The organism is Streptomyces sp. NPDC093591, assembly GCF_044764885.1.
In the GTDB taxonomy this organism is placed as follows: Bacteria; Actinomycetota; Actinomycetes; order Streptomycetales; family Streptomycetaceae; genus Streptomyces.
In genome coordinates this window covers 225149-243811 of sequence record NZ_JBIWIY010000015.1, presented here as the reverse complement: position 1 = coordinate 243811, position 18663 = coordinate 225149, and the positions used below count along the sequence as shown (strand labels likewise).

Here is an 18663-nt window from a genome sequence, read left to right as displayed (position 1 = left end):
TTTGTGCGGGGAATGAATCGAGTCAGGACAGTTCCCGGAACCACTTGGCGAAGAATGCGGGCACGAGCATCAAGTGGGCCACGAGCAGGGCGACATACAGCGCGAAGAAAAGCCTCTGATTTCCCAGGAACAAGAAGATCAGGCACAGCAGGCCGTAATCGACGGGCAGCAGCGCCATGCCACGGACAGCGGAGTGCGGTCGCGTCGGGCCGACGTGTCCGTCGGTCCCCCGCCGTCTCAGCTGTTCCGTCAGCATCCCTCCGAAGAACAGCAGGACTGCGGCCAACTGGAAGGCGATCGGGGTGAGCAGCAGGATGGGACTCGGCAGTTCGAAGAACCGGTAGAACGAAACCAGAACCGCCGCATGGACGCTCAGGAGTTTCGCGCAGTCCACCACATGGTCCATCAACGCCCCGGCTGGACCGGCCGACCCGTGCAGCCGGGCCAGTTGGCCGTCCGCGGAATCCAGCGCGAAGCCGACGAGCAGGGCGAGCGTGACCCATCGTCCGAGCGCGGGTGTAGGGGGGTAAAGGGCGATCGCGGCGATGGCCGGAAAGGTGACCAGGCCGCTTGCGGCGGTCACGTGGTTGGGCGAGAGCCCGATGCGGTGAGCCGCGGCCGCGAGCAGCCTCCCGGCCGGCCGATTGACGAATCGTGAGTAACCGGGAACCCCGCGGGCGGGCTTCTGCGCCTTCGACAGCTGCCTCAGTGTGCTGGAGAAGTCCACTCTCTACTCGCCCGCGGATGACTGTCTCGCCATGATCGCCATGCCACGAACGTAAGTGCTCGACCCCGCCGCACCCGATGGGACAAGCGGACTTATCGTGAGATCCACCCGATTGGCCTCGGCTGTGAGCGTGCCCGCGGCCGTCACCCGAGTCGAAATGAATTCCTGTAGTAAAAAGATCGGGATTCCGGCACAAGGGCGGACGGCATGTACGTTGGGCAGACGGCAGGCGATCTCGGCGTCATCCGCACGACGGACGACCCCACAGCACCCCAACGGGCAGCCTCAAAGAAAGACCGGCCCCTTTCCTACGGACTGTTCGGCACGGTCCTTTTCCTCCACTCGGCCCTCGCTGTGTTCATCGGCACGAACGGCTGGGACGACGGATCCATCACGCTGGCGTTCGCGCGCACCTTTGTCGATTCCGGCCAGATCGCGCTGACACCGCCGTCAGAGCAGGTCGAGGGGTTTTCGAGTCCCTTTTGGTTCTTGCTGATGGCGGGCACCTACCGCGTGCTCCCCTTGGACTTCGACGGCATGATCCTGGCCAGCCAGCTGTGGTCAGGACTCTTCGCGGCCATCGGTGCCGTACTGCTTCACACCATGCTGCGCCCGTACGGCCGCGCCCAGTCCTGGCTGGTCGGCCTGGTGCTCTTCGGGTACGGGCCGTTCCTCAACGAGACCATCAACGGAATGGAGATGACGTCACTGTCCACGGCCGCACTCGCGATCGTGTGGCTGTTGCGGAGCGGCCACCGATACGCGTGGATCGGGCTGACACTGCTGGCCGCCACGGTCCCGTGGATCCGGGCGGAAGCCGTCGGTTACGTCATCGCCGGCGCCGCGGTGCTGGTGCTGTGTTCGAGGGAGTATCGCCGGGCGTGGGCCCTGGTCGCGGGCGCCGTCCTCTCGTTCGCCGTACTCACGGCACTTCGCCTGGCGATTTTCGGCTCGCCGCTGCCGAACACGGTGATCGCTAAGCAGTCCAGCCCGTACAGCGCGGACTCGACGTTCAGGCATGTCCTGCAGGTGTGCGTGGCCGCGATGGAAGTTCTGTACGTCCTGCTGCCGGCAGCGGTCATCGCCGTCACCGCGTGGGCCGGCATGCGCAGCGGGTCGCGGTCGGTGGGCGCCGAGGCGTTCAGGCGAATTCGCTCACGGAGCGTCCACCCCGTCGCGAGTTTCGGCCTCGGGTACATCGGGGCTGTCGCGCTCTTCAACGTGGCGATCGGCCGGAACTGGGGCTACATCGGACGGATGGAGCAGTCCGCGATCGCCCTGGGCGTAGTGGCGCTCGCGTTGTCCAAGCCCGGTGTCATGCGATTCCTGAAATCCACGCCACGCCTCTTCGCCGTGACCGCCGCGCTGCTTCTGCTCACGGCCTGCGGCATCGAGAAGCAGTTCATCGCCGCACGGCTCCACCCCGGGAGCGAGGCGGCCGTCACCCCGGCGGCATATCGGATGACGGGCGAGGCGATGGACGCGGTGCGGGTGAGGCTGGGTCAGCCGGAACTGACCGTACTGACCCCGGATGTCGGCGGCTCGAGTCTGTGCTGCGCCAACCTGAAGATCCTCGACCTGGCCCTGCTGGCCAACTCCGCGCTCGCTCGCACTGGATACGCTGCGATGCCCTCATACCTGGAGGCCAACAAGCCCGACCTGGTGGAGACGCACGGCATGTGGTCGGAGGTCTCCAAGCTGTACGACGTCACGTATTTCCGACACAACTACACGCCCATTGTCGTCCACAACATGTGGATGTACCTGCGGAACGACCTCCGCCAGGAACTCGCATCGCAGTGCACACCGATCGCCCCTGAGGAAACGCGCTCGCTTCGCTACCGCGGTGCAGAAGTCGACGAGCGGTATGTGCGCTCCCTGAATCCCGATTCGGTGTGCCGGCTTTCGTGACGGTCGGATCCGGGACACCGGACCAGACGTCCAGACGTTCTCAGTAGGCTCCGCGCCCGTCCAGCACAGCACGCACCGTGCGGGCCATGACCGTCATGTCCCAGGTCCACGACCAGTTGTCGACGTACCGCAGATCGAGCGAGACGGTCTCGTGCCAGGACAGGTCGGACCTGCCGCTCACCTGCCACAGCCCCGTGAGGCCGGGTTTGACACTGAGCCGGCGCATCTCCACCTCGTCGTAGCGGGCGACTTCCTCGGGCAGCGGCGGGCGGGGCCCCACCAGCGACATGTGGCCGAGCAGGACATTGGCCAACTGGGGCAGCTCGTCCAGCGAATAGCGGCGCAGAAAGCGCCCGGCGGACGTCACGCGGGGATCCCGGCGCAGCTTGAACATATGGCCGTCGTGTTCGTTCGCCGCGGCCAGATCACCCTTCATCCGGTCCGCGTCCACGACCATGGTCCGGAACTTCCACATGGGGAAGGGGACCCCGTCCCGGCCGACGCGGACCTGGCGGTAGATGACCGGCCCCGGCGAACTCATGCGTACGGCGAGCGCCAGCAGCGCGAACAGGGGAGCCAGCACCATGAGCAGGACGAGCGAACCTGCCCGGTCCGTGACGGCCTTCAGCAGCGTCGGCAGGCCACGGCGCGTGGGTGGGGAGACGTCCAACAGGGTGAGCCCGGCCGCCGAGGCGATACGGACCCTGCGCCGGGCCACTTCGACGATGCCGGGCAGCACCATCAGCCGGCGGCCACGGTCGTGCAAGGCCCAGGACAACCGGCGAAGCCGGTCCCCGCACATGTTCCTGCCCGTGGTGACGAAGACCAGGTCGGCGCCGAGCGTCTCGGCCGCTTCCGCCACGGGCGCGGCGTCCTCGTCCGGAGCGGCCGGCGCGCCGACCCGCAGCCGGGCGGACACGGGCACGCCGGAGAGCAGGTCTTCCTCGCCCAGCACACAGGCCCCGACCACCACGTACCCGTGGTCCGTGCGCTCGGCGAGCTGTCCGACCACGGCGTCCACCGCCCCGGCCTCACCGACGACGAGGACGCGTCGAAGTCCTCGGGCGCGTCGGCGTACGGCCAGGATGTGACGGTGGATCGCCTTGCGGCAGACCACGGTGACCGCCAGGGACGGGCACAGTGCGGCGAGCGCGGCTGCGGGCGGCTCGCCGAGCCCGAATACCGTCCGCAGCACGGCCAGGGCGCCGAGCAGCACCAGCCAGTCCCGCACCACCGGTCCGACCGGGGCGCCTTCGTCCCATGTCCAGGGTGCGTAGCGCTTGGCGGCGAGGCCCACGAGCACCCAGACGACCGTGATCGCCACCGCCTGGTGCACGGGGTGGGCCGTACCGATCAGGGAGAGGATCACCACTGTCGGCAGCGCCATCCCCAAGGAGTCGGCGCAGACCGCGACCGGTACGTACCACCGGTTCGCGGGGCGTCTGGGCGTGGTGGACCGGTGCGGTGTGAGGGAAATCGCCTGCCCCGACACCGCGCTGGTGGACTGCCGCATGGTTCTCCCTATGACCCCGGCCCTCGGCGAACACGTGGGGCGCGGCTGCGTCGGAGGAGCAGCTCACGCCCTATGTGAGGGTTATATCAACATTTTTTGAATGTATGTCCTACTTGCATCACTTAGTGCCGGGCGTTTCTTGCCACTGGACAACGGGCTCACAAGCTGCGGAAACCGGCCCCGCACAGGGGCGCCACGGCCTCGACGAACGCCCGCGACGGCACTTCGGCGCTCGGCCTTTCCGGTGCTCTGCAACCCGGACGGCCTAGGCAGAGGAATCCCCGGGAGTGGCGTTCATCGGATTGTGCAAATGATCAGATGCCCCGCAGCGGATGCGGATCAGCACCCGAGCCGCCGAAGGCAGCCGAAGGAAAGGGTGCGAGGGTCCGCCTGGGCGGGATCCGGTACACCAGAACAAAGGAGCACTCGTCGTGCGAGCAACCACTCGAGCAACCACCCGGTCCACACGAGCGAGATGGGGGGCGCGCTGCGTCGGCCTCGGCCTGACCACGGCACTGGCGGTCACCTTCGGGGCGGGCCCCGCGGCGGCCGCCCCCGGCCCTCAGCTCCAGGCCGAGGTGGCGCCCGAAGAAGTCGCCGATAACCCGGACTGCGCCGACATTCCGGGGCAGAGCGGCTCCACGGAATTCGACACGAACACCGCCCCGACGGACGGGCAGGTGATCAACATCAATGGGCAGGGATCGATCACCATCGGCATCACGGAAAGGACGGAGGAGCCTGACGGGCAGCTGCTGAGCTTCAGCATCGAGGGCCCCTTCGCCGCTTCGGCAGTCATCGTCAAGGGCGGCCCGGCCAACGAGGGCGGCGCCAACCTCTACGACTACACGGACACGCCGGCCGGCCAGATCGAGGCCGATGAAACGCTCCACGCCCAGCTCAACCCCACCGGCAATGCCCTCACCGACATCAGCCACGTGGCGTTCTGCATCGTCCCGGACGGCTCCAACACCTGACGCGTCCCCCCTGCCGGAAAGCAAAGGGGCCCGTACGACCGAAGTCGTACGGGCCCCTTCAGGAGCTCGCGTCGGAGCTACCAGGTCAAATCAACAAGCTCACTTGTTGATCTTGGTGACCTGGCCGGCACCCACGGTCCGGCCACCCTCACGGATGGCGAACTTCAGGCCCTCTTCCATGGCGACGGGCTGGATGAGCTCCACCTTCATCTCGGTGTTGTCACCCGGCATGACCATCTCGGTGCCCTCGGGGAGGGTCACGACGCCGGTCACGTCCGTCGTACGGAAGTAGAACTGCGGACGGTAGTTGTTGAAGAACGGCGTGTGGCGGCCACCCTCGTCCTTGGACAGGATGTAGGCCTGCGCCTCGAACTCGGTGTGCGGGGTGACCGAGCCCGGCTTGATGATGACCTGGCCGCGCTCGACGTCCTCGCGCTTGATGCCACGGAGGAGCAGACCGACGTTCTCACCGGCCTGGCCCTCGTCGAGCAGCTTGCGGAACATCTCGATGCCGGTGACCGTGGTGGTGGTCTTCTCGGTCTTGATGCCGATGATGTCGACGGTCTCGTTGACCTTCAGGACACCACGCTCGATACGGCCGGTGACGACCGTACCGCGACCGGTGATCGTGAAGACGTCCTCGATCGGCATCAGGAACGGCTTGTCGACGTCACGCTCGGGCTGCGGGATCGCCTCGTCGACGGCGGCCATCAGGTCCAGGACCGACTGGCCCCATTCCTTGTCACCCTCGAGCGCCTTGAGCGCCGAGACCTTGACGACCGGAACGTCGTCGCCCGGGAACTCGTACTCGGAGAGCAGCTCACGAACCTCGAGCTCGACGAGCTCCAGGATCTCCTCGTCGTCCACCATGTCGGCCTTGTTCAGGGCGACGACGATGTACGGAACGCCGACCTGGCGGGCCAGGAGCACGTGCTCCTTGGTCTGCGGCATCGGGCCGTCGGTGGCGGCGACCACGAGGATGGCGCCGTCCATCTGAGCGGCACCGGTGATCATGTTCTTGATGTAGTCCGCGTGACCGGGGCAGTCGACGTGGGCGTAGTGACGCGTCTCGGTCTGGTACTCGACGTGCGCGATGGAGATGGTGATACCGCGCTGGCGCTCCTCGGGAGCCTTGTCGATCTGGTCGAAGGCCGAGGCCTCGTTCAGGTCCGGGTACGCGTCGTGCAGCACCTTGGTAATGGCGGCCGTGAGGGTCGTCTTACCGTGGTCGATGTGACCGATGGTGCCGATGTTGACGTGGGGCTTAGTCCGCTCGAACTTCGCCTTCGCCACGGGGTCCTCCTGTGGAGTGGTTCTGAACGCCTTGCTTCATCGGCGCCAGGTGATCTTTGCTGGAAAGCCCGGGCCCCGGGGCGTTCCGACCGCTATTGCGGCGGAATGCCCTCTGAGGCTCCGGAGTCAAGCCTAAAGCGTGTGAACGCGGAGCGTTACTCGCCCTTGGCCTTCGCGATGATCTCCTCGGCGACGTTCCGCGGAACCTCGGCGTAGGAGTCGAACTGCATGGAGTAGCTGGCACGGCCGGACGTCTTGCTGCGCAGGTCGCCGACGTAACCGAACATCTCCGAGAGGGGCACGAGGCCCTTCACGACGCGAGCACCCGCCCGCTCCTCCATGGCCTGGATCTGGCCACGGCGGGAGTTGATGTCACCGATGACCTCACCCATGTAGTCCTCGGGCGTGGTGACCTCGACGGCCATCATCGGCTCGAGCAGCACGGGGCTGGCCTTGCGCGCGGCCTCCTTGAAGGCCTGCGAACCGGCGATCTTGAACGCGAGCTCGGAGGAGTCGACCTCGTGGTAGCCACCGTCGATGAGCGTGACGCGGACGCCCGTCATCTCGTAGCCCGCCAGGATGCCGAACTGCATGGCCTCCTGCGCACCGGCGTCGACCGAAGGGATGTACTCCTTCGGGATACGACCACCGGTGACCTTGTTCACGAACTCGTACGAGGCGTCGCCGCCCTCGATCGGCTCGATCGCGATCTGCACCTTGGCGAACTGGCCGGTACCACCAGTCTGCTTCTTGTGCGTGTAGTCGACGCGCTCGACGGCCTTGCGGATCGTCTCGCGGTAGGCGACCTGCGGCTTGCCGACGTTGGCCTCGACCTTGAACTCACGGCGCATACGGTCGACCAGCACCTCGAGGTGCAGCTCGCCCATACCACCGATGATGGTCTGGCCGGTCTCCTCGTCCGAGTGGACCTGGAAGGAGGGGTCCTCCTCCGCGAGACGCTGGATGGCGACACCCAGCTTCTCCTGGTCACCCTTGGACTTGGGCTCGATGGCGACCTGGATGACCGGCGCCGGGAAGTCCATGGACTCCAGGATCACCGGCTGCTTGTCGTCGCACAGCGTCTCACCGGTCGTGGTCTGCTTCAGACCCATGACGGCGATGATGTCGCCGGCGCCCACCGCGTCGATCTCCTCACGCTTGTTCGCGTGCATGCGGTAGATCTTGCCGATGCGCTCCTTCTTGCCCTTGACGGAGTTCAGCACCTGGGTGCCGGACTCCAGGCGACCGGAGTACACGCGGACGAAGGTGAGCTTGCCGAGGTGCGGGTCGCTCATGATCTTGAACGCCAGCGCGGACAGCGGCTCGTCGTCGGACGGCTTGCGCTTGACGACCTCCTCCGGGTCGTTGACGGCGTGGCCCTCGATGGCCTCGACGTCAAGCGGGGTGGGGAGGTAGCGCACGACCGCGTCGAGCAGGGGCTGAACGCCCTTGTTCTTGAACGCGGTGCCACAGAACACCGGGGTGACCGTGGTGTCGCTGGACTTGCCGGACGCGATGGTGATGCGACGGATCGCGGCGTACAGCTGCTCCTCGGTGGGCTCCTGGCCCTCCAGGTACAGCTCCATGATCTCTTCGTCGTTCTCGGCGACGCCCTCGATCAGCTTGCCGCGGTACTCCTCGGCAGCCTCGACGTGCGTGGCCGGGATGTCGACGACGTCGTACATCTCGCCCTTGGCGGCCTCGGCGGACCACACGAGCGCCTTCATGCGGACCAGGTCCACGACGCCCTTGAAGTCGGCCTCGGCACCGATCGGAAGCTGCATGACCAGCGGCTGCGCACCAAGGCGGTCCGAGATCATGTCGACGCAGCGGTGGAACTCCGCGCCGGTCCGGTCGAGCTTGTTGACGAAGCAGATACGCGGCACGCCGTAACGGTCGGCCTGACGCCACACCGTCTCGGACTGGGGCTCGACACCGGCGACACCGTCGAACACCGTCACGGCACCGTCGAGCACACGCAGGGAGCGCTCCACCTCAACGGTGAAGTCGACGTGCCCAGGGGTGTCGATGATGTTGATGGTGTAGTCGTTGTCCTCGAGCGGCCAGTGACACGTGGTCGCAGCAGACGTGATCGTGATGCCACGCTCCTGCTCCTGCTCCATCCAGTCCATCGTGGCAGCGCCGTCGTGGACCTCACCGATCTTGTAAGACACACCGGTGTAGAACAGGATCCGCTCGGTGGTGGTCGTCTTGCCCGCGTCGATGTGGGCCATGATCCCGATGTTTCGGACCTTGGCCAGGTCAAGTGAAGTGGTAGCCATAAGGCTTCAGTCTTCTCTCGGTCTCGATGTGGGTAGCGACTACCAGCGGTAGTGCGCGAAGGCCTTGTTGGACTCGGCCATCTTGTGCGTGTCCTCGCGCTTCTTCACAGCGGCACCGAGGCCGTTGCTGGCGTCGAGGAGCTCGTTGAGCAGACGCTCGGTCATGGTCTTCTCGCGACGGGCGCGGGAGTAACCGACCAGCCAGCGCAGCGCCAGGGTGTTGGCACGGCCGGGCTTGACCTCGACCGGCACCTGGTAGGTCGCGCCACCGACACGGCGGGACTTGACCTCGAGGGTCGGCTTGATGTTCTCGAGAGCGCGCTTCAGCGTGATGACCGGGTCGTTGCCGGTCTTCTCGCGCAGGCCCTCCATGGCGCCGTAGACGATGCGCTCGGCGGTGGAGCGCTTGCCGTTCAGCAGCACCTTGTTGATGAGCGACGTGACCAGAGGAGAACCGTAGACCGGGTCGATGATGACCGGGCGCTTCGGGGCGGGGCCCTTACGAGGCATTCTTACTTCTCCTTCTTGGCGCCGTAGCGGGAACGGGCCTGCTTGCGGTTCTTGACACCCTGGGTGTCGAGGGAGCCACGGATGATCTTGTAGCGAACACCCGGCAGGTCCTTCACACGGCCGCCGCGCACGAGCACGATGGAGTGCTCCTGCAGGTTGTGTCCCTCACCCGGAATGTAAGCGGTGACCTCGATCCCGCTGGTCAGACGCACACGCGCGACCTTACGCAGGGCCGAGTTCGGCTTCTTCGGGGTGGTCGTGAACACACGCGTGCAGACGCCACGACGCTGAGGGGAACCCTCGAGTGCGGGCGTCTTGTTCTTCTCGACCTTGTCCTGCCGGCCCTTACGGACCAGCTGCTGGATCGTAGGCACTACTTCTCCGGTTTCTGTGTGCCGATGGGTACAGCTAACCTGGAACGTCGCCGACCCACGCGGTCGGGTGTGTCGAATCCGGCGGATTCCCGCCGCGAGGCGAAAAGAGCACAGATTACGGTGGCCGCTCACAGCTCGCTATGCGGTTGAAGGCACGCACGAGAGCCAGGGCACACCCCAGGCACAAGGTCTGAGCGTACCTACCTCATTCGCTGCGGTCAAAACAAACGGGCCTCGCCCGCATCGCCATACGGCCGATGTCAAGACCGTACGGCGTGTTTGATCTTCGAATCCCCGATACGGCCACGTCAGACCGCCTCTCCCGGACCTCATCCCGACACGGCGGCGGCCACGACCATCAGCGTCAGCAGCACCGCCCAACACCCGGTCGACAGCCAGCCGAGCACGAGCCCGGTCAGGGCGAGTCCGTCGCCGCTCTCCCCGGTGCGGCGTATCTCGGCGCGTGCCGCGTGTCCCAGGACCACCGCCGGGACCCCGGTGAGTCCGAAGGACGCCAGACACAGCACGCCGCACACGGCGGAACCGACCGCCTTCCCGTTCGCCTGCGGCCGGGGCACCGGCACGAAGGCCGCAGGTACGGGCATGACGGCCGCCGGCTGCGCCATGGGGCCCTGGGGCAGGTCCGCGACCAGCAGGGCCAGCTCGCCCACCGTACGGGCCGCGTAGGCCCGCGCGACCCGCCTCTCGAACTCGGGGTGCGCCAGCCGCCCCTCTCCGTACCCGGCCTTGAGCACGTCCACGGCACGCTCACGGTCGGCGTGCGAGGCCAGCATCGCGGGAGCACCGGCGCCGGCCCATGGCTGGGGGACCCCGCTCCCCTGCCATGGCTGTGGAACACCGTTGCCCTGCCACGGCTGCCACGACGGATGTGTCATGGAGCACCTCCCCCGCAATGGTCGGACTCTCTCAATGATGCGCCCGTCCAGCATCCCAGGCATCGGGGTGCCCCCGGAGAAAACCCGGAGACGATCCCCGGCCCCAGGGGACGCCGAAGGGCGGCCACCCCGAGAGGTGACCGCCCTTCAGTGGACGTACGCCTTACTGGTTGTACGGACCGTAGTCGTAGTCCTCCAGCGGAACGGCCTGGCCGGAGCCGGTGCCGAACGGCGAGTAGTCGATGTCGTCGTAGCCGACGGCCGAGTACATCGCGGCCTTGGCCTCCTCGGTCGGCTCGACCCGGATGTTGCGGTAGCGGGACAGACCCGTACCGGCCGGGATGAGCTTACCGATGATGACGTTCTCCTTGAGGCCGATGAGGCTGTCGGACTTGGCGTTGATCGCCGCGTCCGTCAGGACTCGGGTCGTCTCCTGGAAGGAGGCGGCCGACAGCCAGGATTCCGTCGCCAGCGAGGCCTTGGTGATACCCATCAGCTGCGGACGACCGGAGGCCGGGTGACCGCCCTCCTGGACCACACGACGGTTCTCGGTCTCGAACTTCGAGCGCTCGACCAGCTCGCCGGGCAGCAGCTCGGCGTCGCCGGACTCGATGATCGTCACACGGCGCAGCATCTGCCGGATGATGATCTCGATGTGCTTGTCGTGGATCGACACACCCTGCGAGTTGTAGACCTTCTGGACCTCGCCGACCAGGTGGACCTGGACGGCACGCTGGCCCAGGATGCGCAGCACGTCGTGCGGGTTGGTGGCACCCACGGTGAGCTTCTGGCCCACCTCGACGTGCTCGCCCTCGCTGACCAGGAGTCGGGCACGCTTCGAGATCGGGTACGCCGTCTCGTCGCTGCCGTCGTCCGGGGTGACGACGATCTTCTTGGTCTTCTCGGTCTCCTCGATCCGGATGCGGCCGGAGGCCTCGGAGATCGGGGCGACACCCTTCGGGGTACGGGCCTCGAAGAGCTCGACGACACGCGGCAGACCCTGGGTGATGTCGTCACCTGCCACACCACCGGTGTGGAAGGTACGCATCGTCAGCTGGGTACCGGGCTCACCGATGGACTGGGCGGCGATGATGCCGACCGCCTCACCGATGTCGACCAGCTTGCCGGTGGCCAGCGAGCGGCCGTAGCACATGGCGCAGGTACCGACGGCGGACTCGCAGGTCAGGACCGAGCGGGTCTTGACCTCCTCGACGCCGGCCTTGACCAGCTGGTCGATGAGGACGTCACCGAGGTCGACGCCCGCCGGGGCGAGCACCTTGCCGTCGACGACGATGTCCTCGGCGAGGCAGCGCGCGTACACGCTGGTCTCGGCGTTGTCCGCCTTGCGCAGGACGCCGTCGGCGCCGCGCTCGGCGATGGCCAGCTTGAGGCCGCGCTCGGTGCCGCAGTCCTCCTCGCGAATGATGACGTCCTGGGAGACGTCGACCAGACGACGGGTGAGGTAACCCGAGTCGGCGGTACGCAGAGCGGTGTCCGCCAGACCCTTACGGGCACCGTGCGTGGAGATGAAGTACTCCAGCACGGACAGGCCCTCACGGAACGACGCCTTGATCGGACGCGGGATCGTCTCGTTCTTCGCGTTCGACACCAGACCACGCATACCGGCGATCTGACGCATCTGCATCATGTTGCCTCGTGCACCCGAGTTCACCATCATGAAGATCGGGTTGGTCTTCGGGAAGTTGTCGTTCATCGCCTCGGCGACCTCGTTGGTCGCCTTGGTCCAGATCGCGATGAGCTCCTGCGTGCGCTCGTCCTTGGTGATCAGACCGCGCTCGTACTGCTTCTGGACCTTCTCGTCCTGCGCCTCGTAGCCCTTGACGATCTCCTTCTTCGCCTCGGGAACGACGACGTCGGAGATGGCCACGGTGACACCGGAACGGGTGGCCCAGTAGAAGCCGGACGCCTTCAGGTTGTCGAGCGTCGCCGCCACGATGACCTTCGGGTAGCGCTCGGCGAGGTCGTTGACGATCTCGGAGAGCTGCTTCTTGCCGACCTCGTAGTCGACGAACGGGTAGTCCTCGGGCAGCAGCTCGTTGAAGAGCGCACGGCCCAGGGTCGTCCGCAGCCGGAACGAGTCACCCTGCTGCCACTCCGGCTCACCCTCCTCCTGCGCCGGCGGGGTCCAGCCACGCGGCGGGATGGTGCCGACCGGGAAGCGGATGTCGATCCTCGACTGGAGCGACAGCTCGCCCGCGTCGAAAGCCATGATCGCCTCGGCGACGGAGGAGAAGGAGCGGTCCTCGCCCTTGACGTCCCGCATCTCGCCGTCGGTGGTGAGGAAGAACAGACCGAGGACCATGTCCTGGGTCGGCATCGTCACCGGACGGCCGTCGGCGGGCTTGAGGATGTTGTTCGAGGACAGCATCAGGATGCGGGCCTCGGCCTGCGCCTCCGCGGACAGCGGCAGGTGCACGGCCATCTGGTCACCGTCGAAGTCCGCGTTGAACGCGGTGCAGACGAGCGGGTGGATCTGGATGGCCTTGCCCTCGACCAGCTGCGGCTCGAAGGCCTGGATGCCGAGGCGGTGCAGGGTGGGAGCACGGTTCAGCAGAACCGGGTGCTCGGCGATGACCTCTTCGAGGACGTCGTACACGACCGTGCGGCCGCGCTCCACCATGCGCTTGGCGCTCTTGATGTTCTGCGCGTGGTTCAGGTCGACCAGGCGCTTCATCACGAACGGCTTGAAGAGCTCCAGCGCCATCGCCTTCGGCAGACCGCACTGGTGCAGCTTCAGCTGCGGACCGACGACGATCACGGAACGCGCGGAGTAGTCCACACGCTTACCGAGCAGGTTCTGACGGAATCGACCCTGCTTACCCTTCAGCATGTCGCTGAGGGACTTCAGCGGGCGGTTGCCCGGACCGGTGACCGGGCGACCACGACGACCGTTGTCGAAGAGGGCGTCAACAGCCTCCTGAAGCATGCGCTTCTCGTTGTTGACGATGATCTCGGGCGCGCCGAGGTCAAGGAGCCTCTTCAGACGGTTGTTGCGGTTGATCACACGGCGGTACAGGTCGTTCAGGTCGGAGGTCGCGAAGCGGCCACCGTCCAGCTGCACCATCGGGCGAAGGTCCGGCGGGATGACCGGCACGCAGTCGAGCACCATGCCCTTGGGGCTGTTGCTGGTCTGCAGGAACGCGGAGACGACCTTCAGGCGCTTGAGCGCACGGGTCTTCTTCTGGCCCTTGCCGGTACGGATGATCTCGCGGAGCTTCTCGGCCTCTTCGTCGAGGTCGAAGGACTCCAGGCGCTTCTGCAGCGCCGCGGCACCCATCGAACCGTCGAAGTAGGTGCCGAAGCGGTCCCGCAGCTCGCGGTAGAGCAGCTCGTCGCCCTCGAGGTCCTGGACCTTGAGGTTCTTGAACCGGGTCCACACCTCGTCGAGACGGTCGATCTCGCGCTGCGCACGGTCACGCAGCTGCTTCATCTCGCGCTCGGCACCCTCGCGCACCTTGCGGCGCACGTCGGCCTTGGCGCCCTCGGCCTCCAGCTCGGCCAGGTCGGTCTCGAGCTTCTTGGCGCGGGCCTCCAGGTCGGCGTCCCGGCGGTTCTCGATCTGCTGCCGCTCGACGGAGACGTGCGCCTCCAGGGAGGGCAGGTCACGCGTACGGCGCTCCTCGTCGACGTACGTGATCATGTACGCCGCGAAGTAGATGACCTTCTCGAGGTCCTTGGGAGCCAGGTCGAGCAGGTAGCCCAGCCGGCTCGGGACACCCTTGAAGTACCAGATGTGCGTGACAGGCGCGGCCAGCTCGATGTGGCCCATCCGCTCACGACGCACCTTGGCGCGAGTCACCTCGACGCCGCAGCGCTCACAGATGATGCCCTTGAAGCGGACGCGCTTGTACTTGCCGCAGTAGCACTCCCAGTCCCGGGTCGGACCGAAGATCTTCTCGCAGAAGAGTCCGTCCTTTTCGGGCTTGAGGGTGCGGTAGTTGATGGTCTCGGGCTTCTTGACCTCGCCGTGGCTCCACTGACGGATGTCGTCAGCGGTAGCCAGACCGATCCGGAGCTCATCGAAGAAGTTGACGTCGAGCACTATGCGTCAATCCCTCTCAGGGTTGTAAGTCTTGGGGTCTGAAACGGGGGCCTGGGGGTCGGCGGGGCCCTGTGGGTGAGGGCCCCGCCGGACTCCCGTCAGACCTCTTCGACGCTGCTCGGCTCGCGCCGGGACAGGTCGATGCCGAGCTCCTCCGCAGCGCGGAAGACGTCCTCGTCGGTGTCACGCATCTCGATGGACATACCGTCGCTGGACAGCACCTCCACGTTCAGGCAGAGCGACTGCATCTCCTTGATGAGCACCTTGAAGGACTCGGGGATGCCGGGCTCGGGGATGTTCTCGCCCTTGACGATGGCCTCGTAGACCTTCACGCGGCCGGTGACGTCGTCGGACTTGATGGTCAGCAGCTCCTGGAGGGCGTACGCGGCGCCGTAAGCCTCCAGCGCCCACACCTCCATCTCACCGAACCGCTGGCCACCGAACTGGGCCTTACCACCCAGCGGCTGCTGGGTGATCATGCTGTACGGGCCGGTCGAGCGGGCGTGCAGCTTGTCGTCGACCAGGTGGTGCAGCTTCAGGATGTACATGTAGCCGACCGAGATCGGGTCCGGGAACGGCTCACCGCTACGGCCGTCGAACAGCCGCGCCTTACCGGTCGGGAGCACCATGCGCTCGCCGTCGCGGTTCGGGATGGTGTGCTGCAGCAGACCCGCGAGCTCGTCCTCACGGGCACCGTCGAAGACCGGGGTCGCGACGTTGGTGCCCGGCTGGACCGAGTCGGCGCCGATCGCCTGGAGGCGCTGCGCCCACTCGTCCGCGAGGCCGGAGACGTCCCAGCCGCGGCTGGCGAGCCAGCCGAGGTGGATCTCCAGGACCTGTCCCGGGTTCATTCGGGACGGCACACCCAGCGGGTTCAGGATGATGTCGACCGGAGTTCCGTCCTCGAGGAACGGCATGTCCTCGATGGGAAGGATCTTCGAGATGACACCCTTGTTGCCGTGACGGCCGGCGAGCTTGTCACCGTCGGTGATCTTGCGCTTCTGCGCCACGTACACGCGCACCAGCTGGTTGACACCGGGGGGAAGCTCGTCGCCCTCCTCGCGGTCGAAGACGCGCACGCCGATGACCTTGCCGGTCTCGCCGTGCGGCACCTTCAGCGAGGTGTCACGGACCTCACGGGCCTTCTCACCGAAGATCGCGCGCAGCAGGCGCTCCTCCGGCGTCAGCTCGGTCTCACCCTTCGGGGTCACCTTGCCGACGAGGATGTCACCGGCGATGACCTCGGCACCGATACGGATGATGCCGCGCTCGTCGAGGTCGGCGAGGACCTCCTCGGAGACGTTCGGGATGTCCCGGGTGATCTCCTCGGGGCCGAGCTTGGTGTCACGGGCGTCGACCTCGTGCTCCTCGATGTGGATCGAGGAGAGGACGTCGTCCTGCACGAGGCGCTGCGACAGGATGATCGCGTCCTCGTAGTTGTGACCCTCCCACGGCATGAACGCCACGAGCAGGTTCTTGCCCAGCGCCATCTCGCCCTGCTGGGTGGCAGGACCGTCGGCGAGGACCTGGCCCTCGATGATCCGGTCGCCCTCGTGGACGATGACCTTCTGGTTGACCGAGGTGCCCTGGTTGGAACGGGCGAACTTGGCCAGGCGGTACGTGATGTACGTGCCGTCGTCGTTGGCGGTGGTGATGTAGTCCGCGGAGACCTCCTGGACCACACCCGCCTTCTCGGCCTTGACCACGTCACCGGCGTCGACGGCGGAGCGGTACTCCATGCCGGTGCCGACGAGCGGGGCCTCGGACTTAATCAGCGGCACGGCCTGACGCATCATGTTCGCGCCCATGAGGGCACGGTTGGCGTCGTCGTGCTCGAGGAACGGGATCATGGCGGTCGCGACCGACACCATCTGGCGCGGCGAGACGTCCATGTAGTCCACGTCGTCACCGGCGACGTAGTCGACCTCGCCGCCACGGCGGCGAACCAGGACGCGGTTCTCGGCGAAGCGCATGTCGTCGTTGAGCGTGGCGTTGGCCTGCGCGATGACGAAGCGGTCCTCTTCGTCGGCCGTCAGGTAGTCGACCTCGTCGGTGACCTGACCGTCGACGACCTTGCGGTACGGCGTCTCCACGAAACCGAACGCGTTGACGCGGCCGTAGGAGGCGAGCGAACCGATCAGACCGATGTTCGGGCCTTCAGGGGTCTCAATCGGGCACATACGGCCGTAGTGAGACGGGTGCACGTCACGGACCTCGAAGCCGGCCCGCTCACGGGACAGACCACCCGGACCGAGCGCGGACAGACGACGCTTGTGCGTCAGCCCGGACAGCGGGTTGTTCTGGTCCATGAACTGCGACAGCTGGCTGGTGCCGAAGAACTCCTTGATGGAGGCGACGACCGGCCGGATGTTGATCAGGGTCTGCGGCGTGATCGCCTCGACGTCCTGGGTCGTCATGCGCTCACGGACGACGCGCTCCATACGAGCCAGACCGGTGCGGACCTGGTTCTGGATGAGCTCGCCGACGCTGCGCAGACGACGGTTGCCGAAGTGGTCGATGTCGTCGGTCTCGACGACGATGCTCTGACCGCTGTCGCCGACCGTCTCGGTCTCGCCCGCGTGCAGCTTCACCAGGTACTTGATCGTCGAGATGATGTCCTCGACGGTCAGGATGCCCGCGTCCAGCGGAGCGTCCGCACCCAGCTTCTTGTTGACCTTGTAGCGGCCGACCTTGGCGAGGTCGTAGCGCTTCGGGTTGAAGTAGAGGTTCTCAAGGAGCGTCTGCGCGGCCTCACGCGTGGGGGGCTCGCCCGGACGCAGCTTGCGGTAGATGTCGAGCAGCGCGTCGTCCTGGCCCTGGGTGTGGTCCTTCTCCAGGGTGGCGCGCATCGACTCGTACTCGCCGAACTCCTCGAGGATCTGCTCGGTCGTCCAGCCGAGCGCCTTGAGCAGGACGGTGACGGACTGCTTGCGCTTGCGGTCGATGCGGACACCGACCATGTCGCGCTTGTCGATCTCCATCTCCAGCCAGGCACCCCGGGACGGGATGATCTTGGCGGAGAAGATGTCCTTGTCGGACGTCTTGTCGATGGAGGAGTCGAAGTAGACACCGGGCGAACGGACCAGCTGCGACACCACGACACGCTCGGTGCCGTTGATGACGAACGTGCCCTTGTTCGTCATGAGCGGGAAGTCGCCCATGAAGACCGTCTGGGACTTGATCTCGCCGGTCTCGTTGTTCGTGAACTCGGCCGTGACGAAGAGCGGAGCGGCGTACGTGAAGTCGCGCTCCTTGCACTCGTCGATGCTGTTCTTCGGGGGCTCGAAGCGGTGGTCGCGGAACGTCAGCGACATCGACCCGGAGAAGTCCTCGATCGGGGAGATCTCCTCGAAGATCTCCTCGAGGCCGGACTTGGTGGGGACATCCTGACCGGACTCCAGAGCCGCCTCGACCCGACTCTGCCAGGCGGTGTTGCCGAGCAGCCAGTCGAAGCTCTCGGTCTGCAGCGCGAGCAGGTTCGGAACCTCGAGGGGCTCCTTGATCTTTGCAAAAGAGATGCGCAGCGGGGCGGTGCTGGCGCCGTTGTTCGTATTCGCGGTCGAGGCAGTGCGCGAGGCGGCCAAGAGGGGGTCCTTCCGAGGGCTCGGACTCACTACGCGCGTACCGGCCCCTCACCGGGGCACAGAGACAGGCGTTTCCATCTCCGACCAAAGAATGGCCAGGTCAGGGACGGTCCGGTCATCGGTGCTTCAGCGAGGGCATGCCCCTGGTGACGGGCAGGGGACAGCTAACAGGCAGCGCAAAGGGTCAGTGTAGCCACTTGGCACACTGATGTCCAGTGCGGGTTTTTCGCGACCCTCGTTGTTCTCAACGCCCTCGGCATGCTCGCCCTCAATGCACGTTGATACTGCCCTCTTCGTCGCCGATCCATGCCTCGGATTCGGATCCTTGTGACGACGCGTCCTGAGAATTGCGCGCTGCGTGCGGTTCGTCAAGGCCCCCACGCCCGAACCCAGGGGCTCCCGGAGACACGACGAAGATCACCATACCCCCCGCCGAAGCGGGCGCAAGGTAACCGTGGCCGCGCCCCCAGGAACGCCGAAGAGCGACCACCCGAATGGATGATCGCTCTTCGGTGCGACTGCGTTACAGCCTC

At 66.3% G+C, this 18663-nt stretch carries 11 protein-coding genes; 2 read left to right on the top strand and 9 right to left on the bottom strand.

Annotated features, from left to right (window positions below):
* Positions 1 to 22: 22 nt before the first annotated feature.
* On the bottom strand, positions 23 to 727 hold the full coding sequence (locus ACIREI_RS30135) for a CDP-alcohol phosphatidyltransferase family protein (RefSeq protein WP_403339334.1): 705 nt from the start codon (positions 725 to 727) through the stop codon (positions 23 to 25).
* Positions 728 to 1222: 495 nt separating this feature from the next.
* On the opposite strand from ACIREI_RS30135, the gene ACIREI_RS30130 reads away from it, so the two are divergent.
* Positions 1223 to 2638 carry a hypothetical protein gene (locus ACIREI_RS30130; RefSeq protein WP_403339331.1) on the top strand — a complete coding sequence of 472 codons (1416 nt, stop codon included), beginning with the start codon at positions 1223 to 1225 and terminating at the stop codon, positions 2636 to 2638.
* Between the two features lie 40 nt (positions 2639 to 2678).
* On the opposite strand, the gene ACIREI_RS30125 is transcribed toward ACIREI_RS30130, so the two are convergent.
* The gene (locus ACIREI_RS30125; RefSeq protein WP_403339328.1) at positions 2679 to 4151 is read right to left on the bottom strand and encodes a sugar transferase; all 1473 of its coding nucleotides are present in this window, start codon (positions 4149 to 4151) and stop codon (positions 2679 to 2681) included.
* 431 nt (positions 4152 to 4582) lie between these two features.
* On the opposite strand from ACIREI_RS30125, the gene ACIREI_RS30120 reads away from it, so the two are divergent.
* The gene (locus ACIREI_RS30120) at positions 4583 to 5128 is read left to right on the top strand and encodes a hypothetical protein (protein ID WP_403339325.1); all 546 of its coding nucleotides are present in this window, start codon (positions 4583 to 4585) and stop codon (positions 5126 to 5128) included.
* Between the two features lie 99 nt (positions 5129 to 5227).
* Here the strand turns inward: ACIREI_RS30120 and tuf are convergent, their stop codons facing one another.
* The 7 genes from tuf to rpoB form a co-directional block, all read right to left on the bottom strand.
* Entirely contained in the window at positions 5228 to 6421 is a 1194-nt protein-coding gene (gene tuf / locus ACIREI_RS30115; protein ID WP_030860906.1) for an elongation factor Tu, read from the bottom strand.
* A 155-nt stretch (positions 6422 to 6576) separates the two neighbouring features.
* Positions 6577 to 8703 (bottom strand): elongation factor G, encoded by a 2127-nt coding sequence (gene fusA / locus ACIREI_RS30110; RefSeq protein ID WP_403339322.1) that lies wholly within the window; start codon positions 8701 to 8703, stop codon positions 6577 to 6579.
* 39 nt (positions 8704 to 8742) lie between these two features.
* Complete coding sequence (gene rpsG, locus ACIREI_RS30105; protein ID WP_003998848.1) at positions 8743 to 9213, bottom strand: 30S ribosomal protein S7; 471 nt, start codon at positions 9211 to 9213, stop codon at positions 8743 to 8745.
* Positions 9214 to 9215: 2 nt separating this feature from the next.
* The gene (gene rpsL, locus ACIREI_RS30100; RefSeq protein WP_003948652.1) at positions 9216 to 9587 is read right to left on the bottom strand and encodes a 30S ribosomal protein S12; all 372 of its coding nucleotides are present in this window, start codon (positions 9585 to 9587) and stop codon (positions 9216 to 9218) included.
* Between the two features lie 329 nt (positions 9588 to 9916).
* Entirely contained in the window at positions 9917 to 10483 is a 567-nt protein-coding gene (locus ACIREI_RS30095; protein ID WP_403339318.1) for a DUF1707 and DUF4190 domain-containing protein, read from the bottom strand.
* A gap of 163 nt (positions 10484 to 10646) precedes the next feature.
* Entirely contained in the window at positions 10647 to 14546 is a 3900-nt protein-coding gene (locus tag ACIREI_RS30090) for a DNA-directed RNA polymerase subunit beta' (RefSeq protein ID WP_403339315.1), read from the bottom strand.
* Between the two features lie 98 nt (positions 14547 to 14644).
* Positions 14645 to 18130, bottom strand: a complete 3486-nt coding sequence (gene rpoB / locus ACIREI_RS30085) for a DNA-directed RNA polymerase subunit beta (RefSeq protein ID WP_403339312.1) — start codon at positions 18128 to 18130, stop codon at positions 14645 to 14647.
* Positions 18131 to 18663 lie beyond the last annotated feature (533 nt).